Here is a 26,089-nt window from a genome sequence, read left to right as displayed (position 1 = left end):
AGCTTCCCGTCTGCATGAAAGGAGTTAGGCCATGCCCGAATACCTGGCACCCGGCGTCTACGTGGAAGAGACCAGCTTCCGCGCCAAATCCATCGAGGGCGTGGGCACCAGCACCACGGCCTTCGTCGGTCCCACGCGGCGCGGGCCGGTGGCCGGCGTGCCCGAGCTGGTCACCAGCCTGACCGACTTCGAGCACATCTACGGCAGTTTGGAAAACCTGGGTCTGGCCGACCTGGCGGACGCCACGCGCAACCTCAACTACGTCGCCCATGCCGTGCGCGCCTACTTCGACAACGGCGGCTCGCGGCTGTACGTGGTGCGCACGGTCGGCGGCGCGCAGCCGGCCTCCGGCGCGCTGCTGACGGGCGCCGATGCGGCCGCCAGCGTGGTCATGCGCGCGCGCTTTCCGGGCGCAGCCGGCAATGGCCGCGTGCTGTTCCGCGTCGCCCAGCGCCCGGCCACGCTGCGCACCATGGCCACGGCGCCGGCCGGCAGCCTGCTCGCCGTCACGGTGGCCGACACCGAAACGCTCTACCAGGGCAGCGGCAGCGCCTGGGCCGAATCGGACGCCACCGCGCTCGACCTCGCCGGGCTGGGCCCGGCCGACGTGCCCGGTGGCGACGGCGCCACGGCCGCCCTGTTGACGCTGGCGCTGGACGTGGTCGACGCCGACGGCGGCGCCCAGACCTGGGAAGACCTGGGCCTGGCGCGCGCCCACCCGCGCTGGCTGGGCACGGTGCTGGCGCAGACCCCCGGCAGCCGGGCCGAGGCGCTCACCAACCTGGTCATGGCCGATGTCGGCACCGGCGTGGACGCCTTCGAACTGCTGGCCGCCGTGCGCGCGCTGCCCGCCGTGGCCGGCGACACCGAGGGCCGCCGCCTGCTCACCCTGGCTGGCGGCAGCGACGGCAATGCCCCCACCCTGGGCGCGGAGACCACGGAGGGCAGCTACGCTGCCGCGCTGGCCCTGCTGTCGGGCCTGGAAGACGTGTCCATCGTCGCCGCGCCCGGCAGCAGCGCCTACGCCGAAGGCCCGGCCGTGCAGAACGCGCTGATCGCGCACGCCGAACGCCGCCGTGCCTACCGCATCGCCGTGCTCGACTGCGCGCCGCGCCAGACGCCCGGCGACATGCGCATCGCGCGCGGCCGTGTCGACTCCACCCGTGCGGCGCTCTACTACCCCTGGGTGGTGGTGGCCAACCCGCTGGCCCGGGCGGGCCGCGACGACATCCCGCGCGAGATCGCGCTGCCGCCCTCGGGTTTCGTGACCGGCATCTACGCGCGCAACGACGTGCAGCGCGGCGTGCACAAGGCGCCGGCCAACGAGGTCGTGACGGGCGCGTTGCGCTTCGAGCTCGACATCAACTTCGCCCAGCAGGAGCTGCTCAACCCGCTGGGCGTGAACTGCCTGCGCTACCTTTCCGGGCGCGGCTACCGGGTCTGGGGCGCGCGCCTGGTGTCCAGCGATCCGGAGTGGAAGTACGTGTCGGACCGGCGCTACTTCAACTACCTGGAATCCTCGATCGACCGCGGCACGCAGTGGGCCGTGTTCGAGCCCAACGGCGAGCGCCTGTGGGCCAACGTGCGCCAGACGATCTCCGACTTCCTCTACAACGAGTGGCGCAACGGCGCGCTGCTGGGCGCCACGGCAGAGCAGGCCTACTTCGTGCGCTGCGACCGCAGCGTCATGACCCAGAACGACCTGGACAACGGCCGCCTGGTCTGCCTGATCGGCGTGGCCATCATCAAGCCGGCCGAGTTCGTGATCTTCCGCATCGGCCAGATGACCGCGGATGCGGCCTGAGGAGAGCAGCATGGCAAACCGCACCACGCCCTACGGCGCCTTCAACTTCATCGTCAACTTCGACGGCGGCGAGGTCTTCGGCGGCTTCTCCGATGTCTCGGGCATCGGCACCGAGCTCACGGTGGCCGAGTACCGCTTCGGCAACGACAAGGAAAACCATGTGCGCAAGGTCGCTGGCGTGCACAAGGTGTCCGACGTCACGCTCAAGCGCGGCATCCTGAACTCCAAGACCCTGTTCGACTGGATCGGCAGCGCCCGCGTGCAGGGCCCGGCGGCCCAGCGCAGCGTGACCATCACGCTGCTCGACGAGGCGCAGAAGCCCGTGCAGTCCTGGGTTCTGCGCGGCGTGATCCCGATGAAGTACACGGGGCCCACGCTGGCCGGCAAGGGTGGCGGGGATGTCGCGATGGAAGAGGTCGTGCTGTCCGCCGAAGCGCTCGAGTACAGCGCCTGAGTCCCCATGCGAACACACCCTGCATCGCCCCCAGGCCAAGCGCAGCGACGGCCCGAGCCCGCGGCCGAGCGCAGCGATGGCCCGTGTGGGACTTCCCCCTGTGCCCCTGCCGAGGAGCGCAGTGCCATGGGCTGCGCGGGGAACCTCGCGCTTCAACATCTGACTCATTGCGCTTGTTCGAGCGTAGTGAACGAAGTGAACGGTGCGAGTTGCGCAATGCAGCCCATGGCGCGAGCACCGCAGGTTGCCCGGAGCGCTAGCGGAGGGACAGGGGCACCGGGGTCGCCTTCTTTTGCCTACTTTTCTTGGCGAGACAAGAAAAGTAGGTCGGGGTGTGGGGGAGAAGCCCCCACCTCCTCACTTCGATCAGACGTAGTGTCATTTGCTGGCACCAGAGGCCGGGATTGCCCCCGGCAGTGCAGTCACTTTCTCTTGTTTCGCCAAGAGAAAGTAACCAAAGAGAAGGCGACCCCGGTGCCCACGACCCTGCGCTGGCGCTCCGGGCAACCTGCGGTGCTCGCGGCCTGGGCGCATTGCACAACTCGCACCGTTCACTGCGTTCACTACGCTCGAACAAGTGCAATGAGTCAGTTCACAAAGCGCGAGGTTCCCCGCGCAGCCCAGGCCACTGCGCTCCTCGGCGTGGGCACAGGGGCCCCGGGAAGCGGGAACCGATCCGGGCCATCGCTGCGCTCGGCCATGGCACGGAAACCAGGGGACTGACATGGGTCTGGTCTTCGAACCCGTCGCGCCGAGCGCACCCGCCGACCTGTACCGCTCGGACGTGGCCTGCTTCGTCGGCTACGTCGGCCGGCGCGCCGGCCGGCCGCTGCCCGATGCGCTGCGCGCGCAGTTGGACGCGGGCGGCTGGGTGAGCGGCCCCTGGGCACGCCCGCCCGCGCAGATCGAAGACCTGCTGGACCTTCCGCTGGCGCTGGACAGCTGGCACCTGTTCGACCGCTTCTACGACTGGAACGCCCGGCCCGTGGACGTGGACGGCACGCGCCACTGCGCCAGCTACCTCGGCGCGGCCGTGCGCAGCTTCTTCGCGCGCGGCGGCAGGCGCGCCATCGTCGTGCGCGTGGGCGATCCCTGGCCCTGCCAGGAAAGCAGCGCCATGCGCGCAGCCCAGCGCGCCACGCGCCTGGCCCGGCTGCTGCCCACGGCCACACCGTTCGCACCGCACGAGCCAGCCAGCTGGCACGGCCTGCAGCACCTCTACGGCCTGCCGCAGGCCAGCCTGCTGCTGCTGCCCGACCTGCCCGACCTGTGCGCCGGCCTGCCGCCACCGCCGGACACCGCGCGCGCACTCGCACCGCTGCCCGAGGGCTTCGCGCCCTGCGACGTGGAGGAAACGCCCGAGCCCGACACCGCGCTGCAGCGCGTGCCCGCGCCGCGGCTGGACGCAGCCGGCTACCAGCAATGGCGCGTGGCGCTGAACGGCGTTCGCGGCTTCCTGGCCCGGCACCGGCGCAGCGCCACGCTGCTGGCCGCGCTGCCGCTGCCCGAGGCCGGCACGCGCAGCGTTGCCGGCGTGCACGCGCAAGCCGACTTTCTGAACTACCTGGAGCAGGCCGGCGTGCTGGCCGACGGCATCGCGGAAGACACCGCCCAGGGCCGCCCCGCCGAGGCGCTGTCGCAGCTGGCCTGGCCCTGGCTGCGCACCCGCGCCGCGGCCGGCGACCTGCCGCAGGGCCTGGAGCCGGCCGACGGCATCCTGGCCGGCCTCGTCGCCCAGGGCGCGGTCACGCTGGGCACGCACCGCGCGGTGGCCGGCGACCGCTCGCTCGCGCTGCTGCGCGATGTCGGTGGCGCCGAGCCCGTGCCGGCCTGGGGCCTGGCACCGGACAGCCCCTCGGCCCTGCTGGCCCGGCGCGTGTGCCTGTTCGCCCAGCAGGCCGAAGGCTGGGCGCTGCAGTCCGACGTGAGCGCCTCGGCGCTGGACCCCTGGCGCTTCGGCGGCGCCAGCCGGCTGCTCGCCACGCTGCTGCAGGCCGCGCAGCGCGCCGGCGAGACGGCCGTCTTCGAACCCAACGGCCCTGCCCTGTGGGCGCGCCTGCGCGGCACGCTGGAGGAGCTGCTGGCCGGGTTCTGGCAGGCCGGTGCCTTCGGCGGCGCGACGCGCGCGCAGGCCTTCTCGGTGCGCTGCGACCGCAGCACCATGACCCAGTCCGACCTGGACGCCGGCCGCCTCATCGCCGTGCTGCAGGTGCGCCCGGCCATGGCCATCGAGCAGATCACGGTGGTGCTGCAGCTCGGCCACGCGGCCAGCGTCGACGCGTTGGCGGAGGAATCCCCATGACCATCGATGCCGCCTTCATCGGCCTGCACGTGTTCCGCTTCGCGGTCACGTTCAAGCGCGCGGGCAGCGGCGGCGGCGGCGCGGTCGAGGTCTGCAGCGGCGCCTTCGCCGAGTGCACGGGCCTGGAGGCCACCATGGAGCCCAAGCTCATCCGCGCGGGCGGCGCCAACTACGGCGCCACCCAGCGGGCCGGCCAGGTCAGCTTCGCCACCGTGGTGCTCAAGCGCGGCATGACGCGCTCACGCGACCTGTTCCGCTGGTTCCAGCTGGTCGGCGGCGGCGCCTACGCCTACCGGCTGTCGGCCGAGATCGTGGTGCAGGACAGCGCCGGCAAGCCGGCCCTGACCTGGGGCCTGGACCGCTGCCTGCCGGTCAAGTTCAAGGCCGCCGACCTCAATGCCAAGGGCTCCGAGGTCGGCATCGAAGAGCTGCACCTGGCGCACGAAGGCCTGCGCCTGTTCGACGGAGCCGCGTGATGGCCTGGCTGCCCGACGCCCCCACCGTGGCCGCCGCCACCTTCAAGGTGCTGGACGGCCCGGGCGCGGGCGGTGCGCCGTTCGAGCTGCAGTTCAACCCGGCCTCGCTCGAGTACACCATCAGCAACGAGTTCGACGACCGCAACGGCAACAACGGCGCACGCCAGTTCGTCAAGAAGAGCAGCGGCAAGCTCAGCATGACTCTGGTGTTCGACACCACCGAGACCGGCGTCTCGGTGCGCGACGTCACGGCCCACATCAGCGGCCTCCTGGAGCCGGCGAAGGACGGCAGCAAGCAATTCGCGCCCAAGGTCGAGTTCGGCTGGGGCAGCTACCGCTTCCGCGGCGTGGTCGAGCAGTTCAAGGAGACGCTGGACTTCTTCTCGGCCGAAGGCGTGCCGCTGCGCTCGTCCATCGCGCTGACGCTGGCCAGCCAGGAGGTCGAGTTCCAGAGCAACAAGAGCCCGTCCCCCACGGTGGACCGCAGCCTGCCGGCCGACCCGGTCAGCGCCGCGCCGGGGGCCGGCGCCGCCAGCGTGGCCAGCGCACTGGGCGACCCGCGCGCGGCGCGCGCCATCGCCGGTGCCAATGCGTCGGCCAGCCTGCGCTTCGGCGCCGAGGCGGGCCTTGCGGTGGGCGGCAGCGTGACGCTGTCGGCCGCGGCCGACTTCTCGGCCGGGGCCGGCGTGTCGCTCGGCGCGGGTGCGGGCCTGTCGGTCGGTGCCGGCGCCGGCCTCAGCGTGGGCGCCGCGCTCACGGCCACCGCCGGCCCGGCCTTCGCCGGCCTGTCCATCGCGCCGCCCGGCGTGTCGGTCGACCTGGGCGCCGCTCGCGCCAGCCTGCTGCCGGCGCCGCCCGTGGCCGGCGCGGCCTTCGGCCCGGGCGGCCGCGCGGTGGTGCAGGCCGGCGGCAGCCTGAGCGCCGAGGTCGGTGTCCAGGCGGACCTGCATGGCCGCATCCAGTTCGGTTGAGGAGCACAGAGCATGGCCGTCACCTTCGAAGAAGTCAGCGCCGAGATCAGCCCCACGCCACCGGCTGCAGCGCCGGCGCCGGCCGCCGCCGCGCCCGATGGCGCCGCGCTGGCCGAACAGATCGAGCAGACCCTGCGCGTGCGCGCCGAGCGCGAAGCACGTTTGTGCGACCAATGAGAACGTATGAACGAACCGCTCACACCCACGCGAGGCCCCATGAGCACCTGCTTTCACCATGATCGCCGCGCCCAGGGCCTCGCCCTGCGGGCCGGGGCACGCCAGGCCGCATGCGGGCGTTGCAGTCCTTGCCCGGGCATGAGCCCGGGCGGCGGCCTGCGCCTACGCCTGCAGCCCGCCGCACCCCGTCGTGGGCGCGATCGGTTCATTCAAACGTTCTGACCGCGATGACCGAAGCCACCCTCAGCCGCAGCGCCATCTTCAGTGCGCGCCCGACGCTGCGCATCGCGGGGCAGGAGGACGCGCGGCTCAGCACCCAGCTGCTGGCGCTGCGCATGGAGGAGAACGAGGGCGGCCTCTCGCACCTGGAGCTGCGGCTGAACAACTGGGTCGCCACCGACGGCAGCCCCGAGCTCGCCTTCGACGCCGGCTCCACGCTGCGCCTGGGCGCAGAACTGGCCGTCTACAGCGGCGACGCCGCCGCCCCCACGGAAATCTTCCAGGGCCGCGTGAGCGCGCTGGAGATGGTCTGCGACTACGGCAAGCCGCCCGAACTCGTGGTGCTGGCCGAAGACGCACTGGGCGCCGCACGCCGCGCCCGCCGCACCCGCGTCTACACCGACCAGTCGCCGGCCGAGGTGGCGCGCGCCATCGCAGGCGTTCTGGGCCTGGCCGTCGATGTGACCGCGCTGGACCAGCCACGCGGCACCTGGGCCCAGCTCGACGAGACCGACCTCGGTTTCCTGCGCCGGCTGCTCGCGCGCTTCGACGCCGACCTGCAGGTGGTCGGCAACAGGCTGCAGGTGGCGCCGCGCGGCGAGGTGCAGCGCGGCAGCCTGGAGCTCACGCTGTACAGCCAGCTGGCGCGCGTGCGCATCACGGCCGACCTGGCCGGACAGGTCAGCGCCGTCAGCGTGTCGGGCTGGAACGCGCGCGACGGTGCCCCCGTCAGCGGCCAGGCCAGCGCACTGTCGCACGGCGGCCCCGGCAGCGGCCGCAGCGGCCCGGACTGGGCCAGCGATGCGCTGGGCGCACGCCCGCTGCACCTGGCAGGCCCGGCGGTGCACAGCGACGCGGAAGCCCGCGCCGTGGCCGAGGCCGCGTTCGACCAGCGCGCGCGCCGCTTCGTGCGCGCCGAGGGTGTGGCCGAGGGCAATGCGCGGCTGCGCGTGGGTGGCCATGTGCGGCTGGCCGGCATCGCGCCGCAGTTCGACAACAGCTACTACGTGGTGCAGGCGCGCCATCTGTTCGACCAGCGCCAGGGCTACCGCACCGAATTCCAGGCCGAGTGCGCCTGGCTGGGGACCTGATGCAACGCGACCTGCCCTTCATGTCCGCGCCGCCCTGGGCCGCGCTGGCCCAGCTCGCGCGCGTGGTCTCGCTGGACGACCCCGAGCGGCTCAACCGCGTGCAGATCCGCCTCTTGGCCTTCGACGGCGCCACGGGCCAGGACGCGCCGCTCTGGGCCCGCGTCGTCGCCCCGTTCGCGGGCGACCAGCGCGGCCTGTTCATGCTGCCCGACGTGGACGACGAGGTGCTGGTGCTGATGGCCCAGGGCGATGCGCGCGCGCCGCTGATCGTGGGCGGGCTGTGGAACGGCAGCGCCGCGGCGCCGGCCGACATCGAGGCCGGCGGCGCCAACCGCACCAAGCGCCTGCGTTCGAAGAACGGCATCCAGATCACGCTGGTCGATGAGAGCGGCCAGGAGACGCTGACGCTGGAAACCCCTGGCGGCACGCGCGTGACGCTCAAGGACGGCCCCAGCCAGCTCACGGTGGAGGACGCCAACGGCAACAGCATCAAGCTGGAGACCGCCGGCATCACGGTCACGGCCGCGGCCAAGGTCTCGGTGCAGGCCGCCAACGTGGAGGTCACGGCCGGCATGGTCAAGGTCGATGCGGCCATCGCCGACTTCTCGGGCATCGTCAAGTGCGCGGTGCTGCAGACCAATGCGGTGATCAGCGCGAGCTATACGCCCGGTGCGGGAAATGTGTGGTGATGCCATGACGACACTTGGAACCGCGCGCCGCCCCCGCACAGCCGCAACCCATTGCGGCCGAGCGCAGCGATGGCCCGAACCTCAGGCCGAGCGCAGCGATGGCCCGGATCGGAATTTCCCCTGTGACACTGCCGAGGAGCGCAGCGCCATGGGCTGCGCGGGGAACCTCGCGCTTCAACATCTGACTCATTGCGCTTGTCCGAGCGTAGTGAACGCAGTGAACGGTGCGAGTTGCGCAATGCAGCCCATGGCGCGAGCACCGCAGGTTGCCCGGAGCGCTAGCGGAGGGACAGGGGCACCGGGGTCGCCTTCTTTTGCCTACTTTTCTTGGCGAAGCAAGAAAAGTAGGTCGGGGTGTGGGGATGAAGTCCCCACCTCCTCACCTCGATCAGACGTAGTGTTTCCTGCGGGCACCAGAGGCCGGGATATGCCCCCGGCAGTGCAGTCACTTTCTCTTGCTCCGCCAAGAGAAAGTAACCAAAGAGAAGGCGGCCCCGGTGCCCCCGTCCCTCCGCTAGCGCTCCGGGCAACCTGCGGTGCTCGCGGCCTGGGCGCATTGCACAACTCGCACCACTCACTGCGTTCGTTCAGCTCGGACAAGTGCAATGAGTCAGATGTTGAAGCGCGAGGTTCCCCGCGCCGCCCAGTCCACTGCGCTCCTCGGCGTGGGCACAGGGGTGGGAGCGGGGTCACACACGGGCCATCGCTGCGCTCGGCCGTTGCATTGCATTGCGCCACGGACCACTGACATGGCCCAACACCACCCCATCCTCATCGGCGCACCGCGCGGCCTCGCCCGCAGCGCCCGCCCCTGGCTGCTGCAACGCAGCGACGACGACTTCCTGCCCGCCACGCTCAACGACCTTCGCAACGCCGCCGGCCGCGAACGCCTGCGCGCCCTGCGCGCCCGCGCGCTCGACGGCCAGGGCACGCTCAAGCTGTTCCAGCCGATCCAGCGCCAGTTCCACCTCGCGCTGCTGGAGGCCTGGTGCGACACCGCCGGCGAACCGCGGCTGGACCCCAGGCGCATCCAGGCCGCCGGCATGGTGCTGCGCCGCGTCGGCGCCGACGGCCGCGCCGAGGGCTGGATGAAGTCCGCAGGCCGCATCCACGGCTGGCTGCCGCTCACGCGCGTGGGCGGCGCCGACGCCGACCCGCTGCCCGGTCAGCGCAGCACAGGCGGCCTGACCGGCGTGCCCGACATCGACCGCCAGCTGGCAAGCTTCACGCGCACCCAGCCCGACAGCGCGCTGGAGGAGGCGACCATCCCGCTGTACCTGGCGCCGCCCGACGTCTGCACCGAGGCCGGACAGACCCTCTACTACGGCCTGGTGCCCACCGTCAGCAGCGAGATCAGCGAGGCCGACGACGAACTGGCCGCCGCGCCCGGCACCGACTTCGGCCCGCGCTCGGCCGCCTTCCGCGACCACCTGGTGCTGGCGCTGCAGGGCCAGGCCATGGGTCTGCCGCGCACCGGCCAGAACATCACGGCCGCCTGGCTCAAGGACAGCGAGCAGGCCGGCGCCGATGCCGCCCTGACCCGCTTCGTACTGCTGCTGCGCCAGCTGGCCAGCGAGTTCGATGCCTTCGGCAGCGCCGGCGCGCCCATCCTGCAGGCGCTGTCCACGCTGGAACTGCCGCTGGTGCTGCGCAGCGGCGAGACCCAGCAGCGCCGCGTGCGCGCCGACCAGTTCCTGCAGCAGGCCCAGGCCGTGCTGCTGCAGCAGCAGGCCGGCAGCGTCGAGATGCCCGCCAGCTGGCCGGCCATGGAAACCACGGCCGCGCAGCGCCTGCTGGACGCCATGCACGCCGCCATGCAGCGCCGCTTCGCCGCGGTCAAGGGCAAGCGTGGCCGCTTCGACGAGCCAGGCGCGCGCTACCAGCTGCGCGCCTTCGTGCGGCTCGCACCCGAGGGCGCCTGCCCGGCGCGCATCGTCTGGGGCGAGGCCAGCGAGCCCTTCGTGATCGCGGCCTGGTACGAGGGCGCGGGCGCGCCGCCCGTGCAGATCGCGCTGCCCGACCCCAGCGACAAGGGCCTGCTCGATGCGCTCAAGCCCAGCGTGGCCTTCGTCGTGCCGCCCTCGCTGCAGAGCCTGCTGTCCGGGTCGAGCAAGAAGCTGCTGGACGGCGAAGGCGCGAGCAGCAAGTTCGGCCTCACGTGGATCTGCAGCTTCAACATCCCCATCATCACGATCTGCGCCTTCCTGGTGCTGAACCTGTTCCTGGGGCTCTTCAACATCGTGTTCGGCTGGATGTTCTCGATGAAGATCTGCCTGCCGTTCCCGAAGATTCCGCCGAAGTCATGAGCGCGCATCCACGCCCCCTCATCGGCTGGCCCCTGCTGCCGCTGCCCGATGCGCACGGCGCGCTGGCCTGGCCCGACCTGGCCACCAGCGTGCGCGACGGCATCCGCGCCATCCTGTCCACGCGCCCGGGCGAGCAGCTCATGCGGCCCGAGTTCGGCGGCGGGCTGGACCGGCTGCTGCACGCGCCCAACACCATCGCCACGCGGCGCGAGATGCGCGACCTGGTGCAGGACGCGCTGACCCGCTGGGAGAGCCGCATCCTGCTCGACCGCGTGGAGGTCTGGGAGGTCGCCGGCGCACCCAGCCAGGTGCGCGTGGAGATCGCCTACCGGCTGGCCCGCTCGGGCCAGGCCGGCGCCATGAACGTGACAGTAGATCTAGAGGGTTGACGCCATGCCGCTCCTGCCTCCCTCGCTGGACGACCGCCGCTTCGACGACCTCGTCGAGGAACTGATCGCGCGCATCCCGGCCCACACGCCGGAATGGACCCACCCGCGCCAGGGCGACCCCGGCCGCACGCTGATCGAGCTGTTCGCCTGGCTCGGCGACACGCTGCTGTACCGCGCCAACCTGGTGCCCGAGCGCCAGCGCCTGGTGTTCCTCAAGCTGCTGGGCATGGGCCTTGCGCCCGCGCTGCCGGCGCGCGGCATCGTCGGCCTGGCCTTCGCGCGCGACACCGAGCTGGCGGCCCACACGCTGCAGCCGCGTGCCCTGCTCAAGGCCGCCGTGCCCTTCGAGACCCTGGCCGAGACCACGGTGCTGCCGATCACGGGCGAGGCCTACATCAAGCGCGCGCTGCCGCCCGCACAGCTGGCTCAGCGCAGCGACCTGCTGCAGGGCCTGGCGCGCATCCACCGCATCAGCGGCGCGCTCAAGGCCTACCAGACCACGCCCGTGTTCGCCCAGGGCCGCGCCGCGCCCGAGGGCGTGGACGTGTTCGCGCAGAGCGTGGACCGTGCGCTGTGGATCGCGCTGCTGGCCCCGCCCGCGCGCCAGCCCGCGCAACAGGGCGAGGTCAACACGGCAGTGCGCAACGCCTTGGGCGGCGGCGATGCCGCGCTGCCGCCGCTGCTCTCGGTCGGCGTGGTGCCCGCCGTGCGTCCGGCCGGCCCTTTCGACGAGGTCACCGCCGCCACGCCGGTGCCGGTGCTGTGGGAGATGACCACGCGCGGCGCCACCGCGCTGGACACCAGCTACACCGTGCTGCCCGTACAGGGCGGCACCGACACCAGCGGCGGCCTGGCCCGCGCCGGCACGCTGCGCCTGCAGCTGCCCGACGAGCGCGCGATCTGGGCGCCCTCCAACGACGTGGGCGAGAACCCGCATGCCGGCGTGGGCGACGCGCCGCCGCGGCTCGACGACCCGGCCCGCGCCGCGCGCCTGGTCGCCTGGCTGCGCCTGCGGCCCCAGCCCGGCCAGCAGGTGCAGCAGCTGCCGCTGGCCTGGATCGGCGTCAACGCGGTCGAGATCGACCAGCGCAACACGCTGGCAGGCCGCGTGCTGGGCGCCTCCAATGGCGCGGCCGACCAGCAGTTCGCCTTGCCGCTGGGCTCGGTCGACGCGGCCAGCGTGCAGATCGAGGTCGAGGCGCCGGGCCGCGGCTACCAGCCCTGGACCCGCGTGGACGACCTGGCCGCCATCCATGCCGACCCGCAGGTCGCGCGCGATGCCACCGCCTACGAGCTCGACGCCGAGGCCGGCATGCTGCGCCTGGGCGACGGCCTGCGCGGCAAGGTGCCCGAGGCCGGCATGCGCGTGCGTCTCGCGCTGGGCCGCTTCGGCGGTGGCCGCGCCGGCAACCTGCCGCCACTGGCGCTGGCCGAACTGACCGGCACCCTGCTGTCCGGCCAGACCGCCCCGCCGATCCGCGTGCTGCAGCCGCTGCCGCTGGCCGGCGGCGAGGACGCCGAGACCCTGGCCGTGGCCGAGCGCCGCATCCCGGCCCGCCTGCGCCACCGCGACAGGGCCGTGACCGAGGACGACTACCGCAGCCTGGCGCTGGAGGCCTCGTCGATCGACGTGGGCCGCATCGAGGTGCTGCCGCGCTTCAAGCCGCGCGACCGCCGCTTCAACGTGCCCGGCGTGGTCAGCGTGCTCGCGCTGCCGGCCGCGCCGCTGGCACCGGCCCCCAACCCGCGGCCCGACCGCCCCTTCATCGAGCGCCTGCACGCCCACCTCTCGGTGCGCACGCCGCTGGCCACCGAGCTCTATGTGATCGGCTGCGACTACGTGGCGCTGGGCCTGTCGGTCGCCGTGCTGGTGCGCGACGGCCATGCGCGCGACCAGGTGCTGCTCAACGTGCGCGAGGCGCTGCGCCGGCTGCTGTGGCCGCTTTCCCCCGGCGGCCTGGACGGCAGTGGCTGGCCGCTGGGCCGCGCCGTGCGCTCGCGCGAGCTCGAGGTCGAGGTCTCGCGCGTGCCCGGCGTCGAGGAGCTGCGCGGCCTGCGCCTGTTCCAGCGCCAGGGCAACGACTGGCAGGTGCTGCCGGCCATTGCGGCCGATGGTGCCCAGCAGCTCGTGCTCTCGCCCTGGCAGCTGCCCGAGCTGCTGTCGGTCATCGCCGTCGAGGGCGCCAGCGCGCCGACCGACCTGGGCGCCCTGCCCAATCCCTTCGCCGATGCGAGCGCCGTGGCGGTGCCAGTCGTGCTGGAGCTGTGCTGATGGAACAAAGTGGCCACGCCCTCCAAAGCCGAGGCCGAGCGCAGCGATGGCCCGGGCCCCAGGCCGAGCGCAGCGATGGCCCGTGTGGGACTTCCCCCTGTGCCACTGCCGAGGAGCGCAGCGCCATGGGCTGCGCAAGGGCACCTTGCGCTTCAATAACTGACTCATTGCGCTTGTTCGAGCTGAGTGAACGCAGTGAACGGTGCGAGTTGCGCAATGCAGCCCATGGCGTGAGCACCGCAGGTTGCCCGGAGCGAAGCGCAGGGACAGGGGCACCGGGGTCGCCTTCTTTTGCTTACTTTTCTTGGCGAGACAAGAAAAGTCAGTCGTCGTGCGGGGGCGAAATCCCCGCCTCCTCACGTCGATCAGACGTAGTGTTTTTTGCTGGCACCAGAGGCCGGGATATGCCCCCGGCAGGGCAGTCACTTTCTTTCGTTTCGCCGAAAGAAAGTAACCAAAGAAAGGGCGACCCCGGTGCCCACGACCCTCCGCTGCGCTCCGGGCAACCTGCGGTGCTCGCGGCCTGGGCGCATTGCACAACTCGCACCGTTCACTGCGTTCACTCAGCTCGAACAAGTGCAATGAGTCAGTTCACGAAGCGCAAGGTGCCCTTGCGCCGCCCAGGCCACTGCGCTCCTCGGCGTGGGCACAGGGGCCCCGGGAGCGGGGTCACATCCGGGCCATCGCTGCGCTCGGCCTCGGTCTCTGCGTTGGAGCACTGACATGGACGCCAACGGCCAACGCTTCTGGCTGCTCGGGGAAGCCTCTCACTTCCCGTCGCACGCCCACACCGCCTGGGACACCGACTGCCGCCGCCTGCGCCTGGCCTCCGAACGCACGCTCACGCCCGCGCTGGCCCCCGCCGCCGCCTTCACCGCCGCGCAGGAGGCGCTCGAACGCATCCCCCGCGCCGTCGACACGCTCGAATGCGTGGCCCGCTGGGACGCCGACAGCGGCGCCATCCTGGTGCGCAGCGTGCTGCCCGACGAGGCCGTCCTCATCGCGCTGGACGCCACGCCCACGGACCTGTGCAACGGCGCCGACGGCGTGCTCTACATCCTGCTGCCCGGCGCCGTCCTGCTGCACGACCTGCGCGGCCGCTGGGCCGACGTGCGCGTGGCCCTGCCCGGCTTCGCACCCTGGCGCGCCGCCCCGGCGGCCGACGGCGGCGTGTGGTTCATGGAACGCGGCACCGGCCGGCTCGCGCGGCTGACGGGCCGGCCGCGCCGCACCGAGACACCCCAGCCCGACGACTACGACCCGCGCGTGTTCCGCCCCAGCCCCGAGAACGCCTGTGCGCCGCAGATCCGCCTGCTGGCCGGCCCGCCTGGCGACGGCAGCGAGAACGCCGTGGCGCTGGCCAGCGGCCCGGACGGCGCGCTCGCGCTGCTGAGCTGGGCCACCGACGGTGCGCCACGCCTGCGCCGCTGGCGCGCCGACGCCCAGCACTGGGACCTGCCCGACGCGCCGCAGGGCGCGGCCTACGCCCATGCGCTGGCCTGGCTGGCGCCCGACCGCGTGGCCCTGCGCGTGCCGGGCCGTCGCGATGCACCGGCCTGGCAGCTCGGCGCCACGCCCGGCCCGCTCGCGCCGCTCGGCGAGGTCTACCCGCTCGCGCCCGACGCCCTCGAAGCCCCGTTCTGCAACGGCCCCGTGCAGCCGCCCTGCTACCCCGTCGGCACGGCCGGCGCCGAGCCGCTGCATGCGCTGTCGCTGCACCGCTTCGCCGCGCAGGGCGAGGCGCGCAACTACGTCGACAGCGCCACCGGCCTGGTGGCACGGCTCATCGACAGCGGCGACACCACCACCGTCTGGCACCGCCTGTTCGCCGAGGCCCAGCTGCCGCCTCACACCGGCTTCGTCGCCTGGCTGGCCTCCACCAACGAGCCCGCACCGCCGGCCGACGACGACCGGCTGGCCTGGCACGCCCACCTGTTCGGCAGCACCGCGCTGGCCGAACCGCAACTGCCCCAGGCCGTCTGGGAGCCCGTGCCCAGCGAACTGCCGCACCACCCCGGCCTGCTGGGCGGCGCCAAGGAACCGGGCCGCGCCGGCCTGTTCTCGGTGCTCGTGCAGAACAGCCGCCAGCGCGTGCGCCATCTCGCGGGCCGCTACCTGTGGCTGCGGCTGGCGCTGCAGGGCGATGGCCATGCCACGCCCGAGATCGCCGCGCTGCGCGTCTGGGGCAACCGCTTCTCCTACGTGGACCACTACCTGCCGCGGCTGTACCGCGAATCGCAGTTCGGCAGCGCCGCCAGCGCGCCCGGCGAGCGGCTGGCGACCATCGACCCTGCGTTCGGCGGCGCGCTCGACGCGGCCGACGCGGGCGACGTCGCGCTGCGCGCGCGGCTGCTGCTCGAGCAGGTCACGCTGGGCGCGGCCGCCAGCATCGCGGTCGAGCGCGCTGGCCAGGCCTGGCTGCTGCAGGACGGTGCGAGCGCCTGGCGGTTGCGCCGCGAGGACGGCTTCATCGCCATCTACCGCCCTCGCGCCACGCCGGCCGACTTCAACGCCCGCCTGTTGGCCAATTTCGAAGGCGTGCTGACGCGGCTGGAAGACCGCGTGGCCCACGCCCACCTGCTCAGCGACCCGGCCCTGGCCGACGACGGCCGCCTCGACTGGCTGGCCGGCTGGATCGGCGTGGCCTTCGACCCCGCGTTGCCGGCCGCGCGCCGGCGCGAGTGGCTGCGCGGTGCGCCCGACCTGGCGCGCTGGCACGGCACGCGGCGCGGCCTGCAGCTGGCGCTGGACATCGCCACCGGCGGCGCCGTGCGCGGCGGCGAGGTGCTGGTGGTGGAGGACTTCCGGCTGCGCCGCATCCTGGCCACGCTGCTGGGCGTGGACCTGGCCGACGAGCGCGATCCGCTGCTGCCCGGCCTGCAGGTCAGCGGCAACTCGGTGGTGGGCGACACGCTGTTCGTCGGCGAGCAGGCGCGCGCCGAACTGGCCGCGCTGTTCAACGCCGGCCAGCTCGGCGCGGCCGGCGAGCAGGCCGCACTGGCCTTCGATGCCGAACTCGCGCACCGCGCCACCGTGCTCGTGCACCAGGCCGTGGAACCGCAGGACCTGGGCCTCATCCGCCGCATCGCGCAGCGGGAGGCGCCGGCCCATGTGGAGCTGCGCGTGGCCCAGGCCAGCTGGCCGCTCCTGGTCGGCATCGCCAGCCTGGTCGGCGTGGACACCTACCTCGGCCCGCCGCGGCTGCCGCGCCCGGTGCAGGTGCAGGCGAGCGGCCTGGGCCTGGGCGACTTCCTCATCAGCGCCGCCGTGCTGGACCCGCGGCTGCCGGCGCGCCGGCCACGCTGGCGCCGCAGGCCGATGCCGGCGCCGACCAGCGCGTGCTGCCCGGCGCCAGCTTCGTGCTGGACGCCAGCGGCTCGCGCGCCGCGCCGGGCCGCACGCTCGCCGCGTACCGCTGGCGCTGGCTGCCAGCCGCCGATTCCTGAAGCCGATTCCCGAACCCGCAACCCCAAGGAGATCACCATGGCTGAATTCACCCCCGGCGTCGAGATCGCCACCGAAACGCCGACCATCGAGGTCACCGTCGGCCCCAACAACCCCATGCCGATCGGGCGCCAGACCTTCCGGCTGGTCGTCGTCGACGATGCGGGCAACGCCTCGCAGGCCGACCAGGTCGTCATCATCATCGCCGACCAGGATGCGCCCACGGCCGTGATCCGAGGGCCGCGCCTGGCCCCCTTCGGCCGCAGCTTCGAGCTGGACGGCTCGGCCTCGTTCGACGCGGGCGGCGGCCGCATCGTGCGCTACGTGTGGACCTACATGGGCCCCGTGACCTGAGCCCGCCGCGCTCCAGGCACCGTCCCCGCAGGAACTGAACCATGGCCCAGTTCGCCATCGGCCAGGCCATCACCACGGACACGCCGGGCGTCACCGTCGATGCCGGGCTGGCCGTTGGCAGCCACCGCTTCAGCCTCGTGGTGCTGGACAGTGCCGGCCTGCGCAGCCGGGTGGCCGACGAAGTGGTGGTGCAGATCCAGCGCCTGGTGGTCCCCGACCGGCCGGTCCCGATACCGGTCGATCCGGTCCGGCCCATCCCCACGCCGGTCACGCCCGACCGGCCGATCCCGATCCCGGTGCCGGTCGACCCGGTCAGGCCCGTGGTCACACCGGTCGTGACGCCGGTCGTCACCCCCGTCAATCCCCCCGTCGTGGCCCCGGTGCGTCCGGTCGTCACGCCCGTGCGTCCCGTGCGGAGCCCCAAACCGAGGAGACCGCGATGAGCACCCTGGCCCCGGACACCGATCCGCTGCTGGCCCGGCCGAACGCCGACCGGCTGGCCTACGCCACCGGCATGCTGCTGGACGCGCAGGACTTCAGCGACGAGCAGACCTACCACCGCGGCCGGCTGGCGCGCGCCCTGGCCTTCCTGGCCGGCCCCGGCACGCTGGCCGGGCTGCGCGTGGAGCACGTGCCCGGCAGCGCCACCCAGGTCGAGGAGATCCGCGTGCAGCCCGGCCTCGCGGTGGACCGGCTCGGCCGGCTCATCGAGCTGCCGCGCCCCGCCTGCCTGCGGCTGCCGCGCTGGTTCGAGGCGCTGGCCCCCACCCTGGACAACGGCGGCAGCGTGCCGCTGCAGGCCAGCTACGACGACGTGAGCGGCTTCGTCTCGCCGCGCTTCACCGCGTCCGGCACCGCGCTGCCCGCACGCGCGCTGGTGGCCGACGTGTTCCTGCGCTTCGTGGCCTGCCCGCGCGGGCTCACGCCCAGCTTCGCCCAGGGGCCGTTCGACGCGCTGAACGCCGTCTCGGTCGCGCGGCTGCGCGATGCCTACGAGCTGCAGCTGATCGCCCGCCCCGGCCTGGACACCGGCTACGACGGCCTGCCGCTGCCGCCCGGCGGCCCGGCCCTGGGCGACGCCACCGCCACGCGCGAGGCGCGCCGCGACGCGCTGCAGGACGCGGTGCTGCTGGGCTGGTCCGCCAGCGGCCATGCCGGTGGCGAGGGCGAGGACGGCGGCCTGGAACCGGCCCCCGAGCATCCCGCCGCACTGGCCGACCACAGCGCCGTGTTCCTGGCCCGCGTGCTGCTGCCCGTGGACGGCGCCACGCCGCCGGCCCGCACCGCCGACACGCCCCTGGTGGACAACTGGGGCCGCCGTTTCCTGCCCCCCTCTGCGCTGTTCGCGCAGTTCGCAGGTTCATAACCGGAGGAGCCCGCCATGGCCATCAACCTGACCCAGGGCGCCGCCCGCGAACGCATCGATCCGGCCGAGGCGCCCGCGCTGCGCCAGCGCGGCGTGCTCGTGGAAGACACGCGGCGCGAGCGCCCGCGCTACTTCGACGGCCGCTTCCTCGCGGCGCGCGACCTGGTGCGCGACCAGCAGTACTTCCTCACCCGCGAAGCCGACCTGGGCCGCGCGGCCGGCAGCGGTGTGTCCCACGGGCTGGAGGTGGCGCGCGGCGCCACGCAGCAGAGCGTCACGATCGCGGCCGGCGACGGCATCACCGGAGCGGGCGAGCTGGTGCTGCTGCCGCGCACGCTGGACCTGAACCTGGCCGACATCCCGCTGGCGGAGCAGCTGTCGGCGCGCTTCGGCCTGTCGCGGCTGCCGGCCGCGCCGCTGCGCAGCCGCACCGGCCTGTTCGTGCTGGGCCTGCGCCCGGTGGAGTTCACGGCCAACCCCATCGGTGCCTACCCGACCACGCTGACCGGCGCGCGCACCGTGGAGGATGGCGACGTGGTCGAGGGCACGGCCGTGGTGCTGGTCCCCTGGCAGGACGACGGCGCGGCCGATGCGCTGGATGCACGCCGCGGCACGGCCGCGCGGCGCATCTTCACGCAGCCCACCGCGCCGGGCTGGTCGGCCAACGTGCTGCCCGTGGCCATGCTGGCGCTGCAGTCCAACAGCCTGGTCTGGATCGACGAGGCCCTGGTGCGGCGCGAACTCGGCGCCGACCGCGGCGACCTGCCGGGCCTGGGCCTGGTGCCGCGCGGCCTGCGCCTGGCCCACCTGCTGCAATACCAGACCCACCTGGCCGACGTGGTCGCGCAGCTGGGCAGCCGCAGCTTTCCGGCGGCCACGCAGTTCCCGGCGCTGCCGCCGGCCGGGCCGCTGCCGCCCGGCGTGATCGACACGCGCGACTTCACGCAGCGCTACTTCCCGTCCGAGGTGGACGTGGACTTCTCCATCATTCCGGACGACGAGCTGCCGGCCCTGGTCGAGGAGGCGCTGGCCCTGCCGCCCATCGACCTGCTGGCCAGCGAGGCGGCGCTGGACCTGACCGCCGTGCTGATCCTCGCGCCCGTGCCGCGCGCCGAGTTCCGCGCCGTGCGTGCGCGGCTCACGGCCGTCACGCGCGCGCTGCGCCCGGCCGCGCCCAACCTGATCGCGCAGCGCAAGCCGCTGGAGATCCTCACGCGGCTGCGCCTGCCGCAGCCGCTCGTGCCGGTGGACGTGGCCAACCCCTCGGACGCCGAATGGACCCGCCTGGCCCAGCTGCCCGGCCTGTGGTTCGTGCGCCGGCGCAACCTGGCCTACCGCGACGACCTGGTCGGCCGGCCCGTGGCCGTGGCCGGCGGCGACGACGTGCCGGTCGAACGCGGCGTGCTGGCGCGCGTGGACGCGCTGGGCCTCAGGCCGGCGCTGGACCGCGTGCTGGCCGCCTCCAGCACGCGCGCCGCCGCCAACGTGGTGTCGCTGCTGGCCACGCCGCGCGTGGCGGCCTCGCCCACGCTGACGGCCGCCGCGCTGGGCGCGCTGAACGCCAAGGTCGAGGGCGCGCCGCAGATCGACCAGGCCCGCGTGCTGCGCGTGGGCGCCGAACTCGAGGGCGGCACCGGCAGCGGCCTGGAGAAGCTCGAGCGCGCCACCGGCAGCGAGGCCGTCACGCGCACCGCGCTGACCAGCCTGGCCAGCAACGACCAATGGCGCAAGCTGGACACCGCGGCGCAGAGCGCCGACAGCACCCGGCTGGCCCAGCTCGGCCAGCGGCTCACGCGCGTGCCGGGTGGCGGCGCTGCGGCGCCCGCGCAGCCGCCGGCCGACGCGCCTGCCGATGCGCCCGTGGCCGCACCGGCCGCGGAACCCGCACCTGCCCCCGCGCCGCGCAAGACCGCGGTCAGGAAGGCACCGGCCAGAAAGGCCCCGGCCAAGAAACCCGTGGCGAAGAAGGCGGGCAAGCCAGGAGACACACCGTGAGCACCACGCCCATCCGCGGTGCGCTGGCCGGCGAGCGCGTCGTCGGCCTGTCGCCGACCAGCGCCACCGAGGCCGCCAGCGACTGGCGCCGACGGCCCAACGTGTTCCCCGGCCGCGCACTGACGGCCGGCGCGCTCACGCAGTGGCAGGCCTGGCAGGCCGGCCACCTCGCGCTGCGCGGGCAGGACTGGACGGCCGGCGTGGTCGACGGGCTGGAACTCTCGGTCCGGCTGCTGCCCGATGCCACCGGCTTCGGCGCGGTCGAACTGGAGATCGGCCGCGGGCTGGCCCTGGCCACCAGCGGCGAAGACCTGGTGCTGCAGCAGCCGCTGCGCTGCCTGCTGTCCGACGTGCCCGTGGTGGCGCCGGCCGGCTTCTTCGAGGACGGCAGCGGCGTCGGCCCCGGCACCGAGGGCGATCCGCCCACGCTGCGCGCCCGCGGCATCGGCGCCGCGCTGGGCGCGCTGGGCGAGCCCACCACGCCGGACGGTGCGCCGCGCCCCGAAATTCCCGCCGCGCTGCCGGCCATCGGCGTGCTGGTGCTGCAGCCCGTCATGGCCGACCGCGCCAGCCTGGACCCCATGGACCCCTGCGCGCGCAGCGCCTGCGACGAGGGCACCTACGGCGACGCCGCGGCCTTCGAGGACTGGCGCATGGCCGACGGCGCGCGCCTGCTCTGGTACGTCTGGCCCGGCGAGTGGCGCGGCGTGCCGGCCGTGCCCGACGAGCAGCTGCGCAATGCGCTGGCCTGGACCGTGTTCCAGGCCGAGGAGGCGCTGCCCGCCGGCCAGGTGCTGCCCTGGGAGGCCTGGGGCCAGCCGCTGGCCCTGGTGGCGCTGGACCCGGCCACGCGCGCGCCGCTCTGGCTGGACCGCGCCAGCGTGGTGCGGCGCGGCGGCCAGGCGCGCGACGCCCCGCTGGTGGCCGTGGCCGGCCAGCTGCAGGCCGACAGCCGCCGGCCCGCGCTGTGGCAGGCCCGCATCGAGCAGCTGGCCGAGCAGGTGGCCGCCACCGGCGAGCCCGCGCCCGCGCCGGGCCAGCTCAACGACGCCTTCGGCCGCTTCCTGCCGCCCGTGGGCCTGCTGCCGCGCAACGCCTTCGACGCGGCCGGGCCGCGCAGCGCCTTCTTCCCGGTGGGCTTCGACATCGACGCCGTGCCGATCCCGGTCGAGCAGCTGGACCTGGCGGTGCGCGCCAGCGCCGCGCTGGCGCCGCTGTCCATCGGCGCGGCCGAGAGCGTGCGCCTCATGGTGCCGGTGCCGCTGTCGTCCTGGGAGCCCGGGCTGCTGCAGCGCGCGCTGATCGACCCGCTGTTCCAGCAGACGCTGGACGAGCACCTGCTGCGCCGCGCGCGCACGCTGGGCCTGCGCCAGGGCCTGCGCCAGCAGGCCGCCATGCTGGAACACGCGCTGTCGGGCAAGGTGCAGGCCGTGCCCTCGTTCCGGGACGACCCGCTCGCGGTCGAGACCGAGTCGCTTGCGCCCTGGGGCGAGCCGCCGCCCGGCGGCGGCCACCGCAGCGCGCTGCGCGCCGGCCAGCACCAGCACTTCTTCGACGGTGCCGCGCCGCCGTTCACGGCGCAGGCCGCCGAGTCGCTGTTCTGCTGGGTCTGCCTGGACCCCGAGCACCCGCCGCGCCAGCTGATGCTGCGCTGGCACGGCCCCAATGGCTGGGAGCACCGCGCCTACTGGGGCGAGAACCTGCTCCCCGGCGGCACCGACGGCACGGCTGCGCGGCTGCGCGTGGGCGACCTGCCCACGGCCGGCCAGTGGGTCATGCTCACGGTGGCGGCCAGCGCACTGGGCCTGGCCGGGCAGAACGTGGACGGCATGGGCTTCGCGCTGGTCGACGGCCGCGCCGCGTTCGGCCTGACCGGCGCGCGCACGGCCGAGGTCTGGCGCAAGTGGTTCTGCAACTTCCTGCCGGCCGGCGCCCGCGTGCAGGGCGACGAGCCCTGGGACCTGCTCAGCGCCAACGACCTGTGGGCCCCGTTCGAGCCGCAGCGCGGCGTGGAGCCCAGCCTGCCCGACCTGGAGGCCGAGGGCGGCGACGGCGGCGGCATCTTCGACCCCGGCGCGCCGGGCACGGGCGCCGCGCCGCGGCGCCTGGCCGTGCCGGGCAGCGGCTTCAGCCTGGTCTACCCGCCGGCCCCCGGCTGGCGCGGCCACAGCGTGGTCAACAACGCCGTCACCAACGGCCAGGGCGGGCTGGCCAGCATCACCATCGGCGCGGCCGACAGCATCGCCTGCTGGATCTACCTGGACGAGTTGAACCCGCCGCGTTCGTTGTGGGCCGGCCTGATGCTGCTGGACCTGCGTTCGGACGTGCCGGCCGCCGCGCGCATCCAGTACGTGTTCGGCTACTGGGGCGAGAACCGCCAGGCCGAACTCATGCGCACCGTGCCCGGCCTGGAGACGCTGAACGCGCGCACGCGGCGCGCCGGTGCGCTGCCGCGCTCGGGCAGCTGGGTCGAGCTGCCGCTGCGCCTGCCCACGGCCGCCGATGTGCCCGCGGGCGCCTCGCGCTACGCCGTGATCGGCATGGTGCTGACGGCCTACCAGGGCCAGCTGGCCGTCAGCGACCTGCTGCACCGGCCGCCACCGGCCCAGGGCCAGGCCACGCCCGCGCCGGTGCTGCTGTGGCCCACCGCCATCAGCGCCGACCCGCGGCCGACCACCACGCCGCCCTATGCACCGTTCCTGACGCCGGCACCGATCCCGCAGCACAACCTGGGCGTGCTGACGCCCACGCCGTCCTCGCGCATCGGCACCGTGAGCGTCTACACCGCGCTGGTCGGCGACCCGCTGCTGCTGCGCCTGTCGGGCCACGAGCAGTCGCAGCTGCTGCTGCGCGGGCTGCAGGGCTTCATCGACTACCTGCGCCAGCGCATCGACCGGGCGGACGACATCACCGATTTCGGCTTCGCCCACATGCAGGTGGACATGCACCGCATCCGCCAGCTGACCATGAGCGCGACCGACGCCGGCCGGCTGGCGATCTCGCCCACGCTGGCGGCGCTGGCCAGGTCCGACAGCGCGATCGAGGTGCAGAAGGAAATCGGTGCCTACATCGACCGCGTGCGCCAGACCGCCCAGGCCGCCACCGCGCCGCCACCGCCGCCACCCCCTCCACCGCCGGCCCCGGCGCCCAGCCCCGCGCCGCAGCGCCCCGGCGGGCGCAGCCTCGGCAGCAATCTCGGCAGCAGCATCGGCAGCATCTCCACCGTGCGCATCGGCACCATCACCGGCGCCAGCATCGGCAGCGTGCAGAGCGCGGGCATCGCCGGCACGCTGGCCGCGAGCGCGCTGGGCACGCGCCCGGGCCAGGCCGCGGCGCAGGCCGAACTGCTGGGCAGCAGCACCAACCTGGCGGCGCGCAGCGGCGTGGCGACCAACCGGCTGGCCGAGGGTCTGCTGATCCAGCGGCCTACGGCGCCGCTCAACATCGTCTACGCCAACCCCGTCGTGGGCCTGTCGGAGATCCGCACCACGGCGCTGGCCGAGCGGCTGCGCAACCCGCCCTCGCCCGAGGCGCGCAACTACGCGCTGTCCAACCGCGCGCGCACGGTCTCGTCGCTGCTGAACCTGCTGGAGAGCTTCGCCGCCGAAGACAGCGGCGAGGTCCCCGCGCTGCTGCAGGACTTCCAGATCCCGGGCCTGGCGGGCGACCCGTTCCTGGCCGGCCTGCCCGCCGGCACGCTGCAGCGCCCGCTGGCCGACTTCCGCGGCAACGCCGCGCTGCAGGAAGCCCTGGCCCGCCCGCCCGCCGGCAGCGACAACGCGCTCGACGAGGCCACGCTGTTCACGCAGGCCGTGAGCCTGTCGGACACCACCATCGCCATGCTGCGCCGGCTGGAGGCGCGGCTGACCATCTACCGCGATGCGCTGAGCCGCTGCGAGACCGCGCTGACCACGCTGCGCGGCCAGGTCGCTCTGCTGGCCACGCGCCAGGCCGAGATCGCCAGCCAGCTGGCCGAGGCGCGCCACGACGTCAGCGTCACGCGCGCGCTGCTGGCCGAGGAGACCGAGCGCATCGCCGCCATCAACGCGCGCCGCGCCAAGGTGCTGGCCGAGGAGGTCAAGTTCATCGCCTACGTGCGCCCGCGCGAGACCGACAACCTGCTGGCCACGCCCACCCATGCGGTCGACCCCGGCCTGGTGGAGGCGCCCGTGCCGGCCTGCCTGCGCGCGCACCCGGAGCCGCCCGAGGAGCTGCTGGACATGCTGCGCGTGGTGCGCGAGGCGCCCGCGCCCTGGTTCGTGCAGGTGCCGCCGCTGCTGCAGCGGCTGGACAAGGTCGACCACCTGGTGCGCCTGCTCGACGGCGCCCAGGTGCGCGCGCTGGCCGGCCTGGCCCAGCCGCGCCTGTCGGTCCAGGTGCTGGCCGGCGCCAGCCGGCTGGCCACCGGCATCGCCCAGCTGGCCACGCGCCAGACCGAGGCGCTGGCGCCGCGCGTGGCCACGCTGCAGACCATGAACCTGGGCCTGCTGGGCAGCCTCTCCTGGCAGGGCGTGCGCGACCAGGCCGCCCAGGTGGTGAGCTTCGGCGATCTGGCCGAAGGCGGCCATGGCCGCGCCGACGTGGCGCGCGCGGCGGCCGAGGAACTGGACCGCATCCGCGGTGTGGCGGCCTGCCTGCATGCCGAGTTCAGCGGCGTGCTGCCCGCGATCCGGCTGCAGTGGGCCGAGCTGCTGTCCGAGTTCGACGCCGCGCCCAACCTGCGCAACCTGGCCAACCTGCCGCGCTGGGCCGAGATCCCCTACCTGGACCGGCGCCAGATGCAGGCCTACGCCGACTGGCTGTTCGCCCAGATCGAGCCTGGCCAGCCGCAGGCCGTGGCCCTGGTCAACGACGTGGTGCGCATGTGCCTGCTGCTGGCCAGCCACGCGCCGGTGGACCGCATCGTGCAGGGCCGCATGGCACGGCCCACGCCGGGCGTGAGCCCGGGGGTGCGCATCCCGCTCACGGTGCTGGACGCCGCGCCGCTGCGCGTGGGCATGGCCGCGCTGCTGTACCGGGCCGACCAGCTGGTCGCGCGCGCCACGGTGGAAGACCTGGGCCAGGGCGAGGTGATGGCGCGCGTGGTGCACACGGCGCAGACGCGCGTGGACCTGGGCGACGACGTGCGCGTGCACTTCGACATGGCGGCCACCGTGAGCCTGGCGGCCACGGCGGCGCGGCGCACGCTGTTCCGGTGATATGGAAATCCTCCTCCCCTCCCGCGGCCGAGCGAAGCGATGGCCCGATCCCCAGGCCGAGCGCAGCGATGGCCCGGATCGGCATTTCCCCTGTGCCCCTGCCGAGGAGCGCAGCGCCATGGGCTGCACAAGGGCACCTTGCGCTTCAACATCTGACTCATTGCGCTTGTTCGAGCTGAACGAACGCAGTGAGTGGTGCGAGTTGCGCAATGCAGCCCATGGCGCGAGCACCGCAGGTTGCCTGGAGCGAAGCGGAAGGACAGGGGCACCGGGGTCGCCTTCTTTTGCTTACTTTTCTTGGCGAAGCAAGAAAAGTGAGTCGTCGTGCGGGGGCGAAAACCCCGCCTCCTCACCTCGATCAGACGTAGTCTTTCCTGCGGGAACCAGAGGCCGGGATTGCCCCCGGCAGTGCAGTCACTTTCTTTCGTTTCGCCGAAAGAAAGTAACCAAAGAAAGGGCGACCCCGGTCCCCACGTCCCTCCGCTGGCGCTCCGGGCAACCTGCGGTGCTCGCGGCCTGGGCGCATTGCACAACTCGCACCGTTCACTGCGGGAACGAGGCTCGAACAAGTGCAATGAGTCA

Annotated in this window: 16 protein-coding genes; all 16 read left to right on the top strand. The window is 73.7% G+C overall.

The genetic code is table 11. The features are described 5' to 3' along the window. Positions 1–31: 31 nt before the first annotated feature. The 16 genes from ACSQ4M_RS18170 (at position 32) to ACSQ4M_RS18095 (ending at position 25,507) form a co-directional block, all read left to right on the top strand. On the top strand, positions 32–1,804 hold the full coding sequence (locus tag ACSQ4M_RS18170; RefSeq protein WP_436190826.1) for a phage tail sheath subtilisin-like domain-containing protein: 1,773 nt from the start codon (positions 32–34) through the stop codon (positions 1,802–1,804). 10 nt (positions 1,805–1,814) lie between these two features. Continuing rightward, a complete protein-coding gene (locus ACSQ4M_RS18165; RefSeq protein WP_436190825.1) occupies positions 1,815–2,258 on the top strand; it encodes a phage tail protein in 444 nt (147 codons plus the stop codon). A gap of 724 nt (positions 2,259–2,982) precedes the next feature. After that, positions 2,983–4,560, top strand: coding sequence for a phage tail protein (locus ACSQ4M_RS18160; RefSeq protein ID WP_436190824.1), 1,578 nt, complete (start codon positions 2,983–2,985; stop codon positions 4,558–4,560). Next, positions 4,557–5,036 (top strand): phage tail protein, encoded by a 480-nt coding sequence (locus tag ACSQ4M_RS18155; protein ID WP_436190823.1) that lies wholly within the window; start codon positions 4,557–4,559, stop codon positions 5,034–5,036. Before ACSQ4M_RS18160 ends, ACSQ4M_RS18155 begins: the two co-directional genes overlap by 4 nt. Further along, the gene (locus ACSQ4M_RS18150; RefSeq protein WP_436190822.1) at positions 5,036–6,007 is read left to right on the top strand and encodes a CIS tube protein; all 972 of its coding nucleotides are present in this window, start codon (positions 5,036–5,038) and stop codon (positions 6,005–6,007) included. Before ACSQ4M_RS18155 ends, ACSQ4M_RS18150 begins: the two co-directional genes overlap by 1 nt. 12 nt (positions 6,008–6,019) lie before the next feature. Further along, positions 6,020–6,184 (top strand): hypothetical protein, encoded by a 165-nt coding sequence (locus tag ACSQ4M_RS18145; protein WP_156473079.1) that lies wholly within the window; start codon positions 6,020–6,022, stop codon positions 6,182–6,184. Positions 6,185–6,411: 227 nt separating this feature from the next. Then, entirely contained in the window at positions 6,412–7,494 is a 1,083-nt protein-coding gene (locus ACSQ4M_RS18140; protein WP_436190821.1) for a phage late control D family protein, read from the top strand. Next, positions 7,494–8,183 (top strand): phage baseplate assembly protein V, encoded by a 690-nt coding sequence (locus ACSQ4M_RS18135; RefSeq protein ID WP_436190820.1) that lies wholly within the window; start codon positions 7,494–7,496, stop codon positions 8,181–8,183. Before ACSQ4M_RS18140 ends, ACSQ4M_RS18135 begins: the two co-directional genes overlap by 1 nt. 749 nt (positions 8,184–8,932) lie before the next feature. Beyond that, on the top strand, positions 8,933–10,489 hold the full coding sequence (locus ACSQ4M_RS18130; protein ID WP_436190819.1) for a hypothetical protein: 1,557 nt from the start codon (positions 8,933–8,935) through the stop codon (positions 10,487–10,489). Beyond that, positions 10,486–10,878 carry a GPW/gp25 family protein gene (locus ACSQ4M_RS18125; protein ID WP_436190818.1) on the top strand — a complete coding sequence of 131 codons (393 nt, stop codon included), beginning with the start codon at positions 10,486–10,488 and terminating at the stop codon, positions 10,876–10,878. Before ACSQ4M_RS18130 ends, ACSQ4M_RS18125 begins: the two co-directional genes overlap by 4 nt. A gap of 4 nt (positions 10,879–10,882) precedes the next feature. Continuing rightward, complete coding sequence (locus ACSQ4M_RS18120) at positions 10,883–13,150, top strand: putative baseplate assembly protein (protein WP_436190817.1); 2,268 nt, start codon at positions 10,883–10,885, stop codon at positions 13,148–13,150. A gap of 723 nt (positions 13,151–13,873) precedes the next feature. Further along, entirely contained in the window at positions 13,874–16,948 is a 3,075-nt protein-coding gene (locus tag ACSQ4M_RS18115; protein ID WP_436190816.1) for a phage tail protein, read from the top strand. Positions 16,949–16,989: 41 nt separating this feature from the next. Next, positions 16,990–17,391, top strand: a complete 402-nt coding sequence (locus ACSQ4M_RS18110) for a hypothetical protein (protein WP_436190815.1) — start codon at positions 16,990–16,992, stop codon at positions 17,389–17,391. Beyond that, positions 17,388–18,314, top strand: coding sequence for a hypothetical protein (locus ACSQ4M_RS18105; RefSeq protein WP_436190814.1), 927 nt, complete (start codon positions 17,388–17,390; stop codon positions 18,312–18,314). The genes ACSQ4M_RS18110 and ACSQ4M_RS18105 overlap by 4 nt, the downstream gene beginning before the upstream one ends. Before the next feature lie 15 nt (positions 18,315–18,329). After that, positions 18,330–20,309, top strand: a complete 1,980-nt coding sequence (locus ACSQ4M_RS18100) for a hypothetical protein (RefSeq protein WP_436190813.1) — start codon at positions 18,330–18,332, stop codon at positions 20,307–20,309. Next, positions 20,306–25,507, top strand: coding sequence for a hypothetical protein (locus ACSQ4M_RS18095; RefSeq protein ID WP_436190812.1), 5,202 nt, complete (start codon positions 20,306–20,308; stop codon positions 25,505–25,507). The genes ACSQ4M_RS18100 and ACSQ4M_RS18095 overlap by 4 nt, the downstream gene beginning before the upstream one ends. The last annotated feature ends 582 nt before the right edge of the window (positions 25,508–26,089 follow it).

Source organism: Pseudorhodoferax sp. LjRoot39, assembly GCF_964253035.1.
In the GTDB taxonomy this organism is placed as follows: Bacteria; Pseudomonadota; Gammaproteobacteria; order Burkholderiales; family Burkholderiaceae_C; genus Pseudorhodoferax.
The sequence above is the reverse complement of the archived record's forward strand: the minus strand, read 5'-3'. Positions and strand labels throughout refer to the sequence as shown.

What these genes read in the sequence shown, in the direction of transcription:
- ACSQ4M_RS18100 (WP_436190813.1), top strand. Translation starts at nt 18,330, where the DNA reads ATGGCCATCAACCTGACCCAGGGCGCCGCCCGCGAACGCATCGATCCG.
- ACSQ4M_RS18160 (WP_436190824.1), top strand. Translation starts at nt 2,983, where the DNA reads ATGGGTCTGGTCTTCGAACCCGTCGCGCCGAGCGCACCCGCCGACCTG.
- ACSQ4M_RS18170 (WP_436190826.1), top strand. Translation starts at nt 32, where the DNA reads ATGCCCGAATACCTGGCACCCGGCGTCTACGTGGAAGAGACCAGCTTC.
- ACSQ4M_RS18105 (WP_436190814.1), top strand. Translation starts at nt 17,388, where the DNA reads ATGAGCACCCTGGCCCCGGACACCGATCCGCTGCTGGCCCGGCCGAAC.
- ACSQ4M_RS18165 (WP_436190825.1), top strand. Translation starts at nt 1,815, where the DNA reads ATGGCAAACCGCACCACGCCCTACGGCGCCTTCAACTTCATCGTCAAC.
- ACSQ4M_RS18135 (WP_436190820.1), top strand. Translation starts at nt 7,494, where the DNA reads ATGCAACGCGACCTGCCCTTCATGTCCGCGCCGCCCTGGGCCGCGCTG.
- ACSQ4M_RS18140 (WP_436190821.1), top strand. Translation starts at nt 6,412, where the DNA reads ATGACCGAAGCCACCCTCAGCCGCAGCGCCATCTTCAGTGCGCGCCCG.
- ACSQ4M_RS18145 (WP_156473079.1), top strand. Translation starts at nt 6,020, where the DNA reads ATGGCCGTCACCTTCGAAGAAGTCAGCGCCGAGATCAGCCCCACGCCA.
- ACSQ4M_RS18150 (WP_436190822.1), top strand. Translation starts at nt 5,036, where the DNA reads ATGGCCTGGCTGCCCGACGCCCCCACCGTGGCCGCCGCCACCTTCAAG.
- ACSQ4M_RS18110 (WP_436190815.1), top strand. Translation starts at nt 16,990, where the DNA reads ATGGCCCAGTTCGCCATCGGCCAGGCCATCACCACGGACACGCCGGGC.
- ACSQ4M_RS18130 (WP_436190819.1), top strand. Translation starts at nt 8,933, where the DNA reads ATGGCCCAACACCACCCCATCCTCATCGGCGCACCGCGCGGCCTCGCC.
- ACSQ4M_RS18120 (WP_436190817.1), top strand. Translation starts at nt 10,883, where the DNA reads ATGCCGCTCCTGCCTCCCTCGCTGGACGACCGCCGCTTCGACGACCTC.
- ACSQ4M_RS18155 (WP_436190823.1), top strand. Translation starts at nt 4,557, where the DNA reads ATGACCATCGATGCCGCCTTCATCGGCCTGCACGTGTTCCGCTTCGCG.
- ACSQ4M_RS18125 (WP_436190818.1), top strand. Translation starts at nt 10,486, where the DNA reads ATGAGCGCGCATCCACGCCCCCTCATCGGCTGGCCCCTGCTGCCGCTG.
- ACSQ4M_RS18115 (WP_436190816.1), top strand. Translation starts at nt 13,874, where the DNA reads ATGGACGCCAACGGCCAACGCTTCTGGCTGCTCGGGGAAGCCTCTCAC.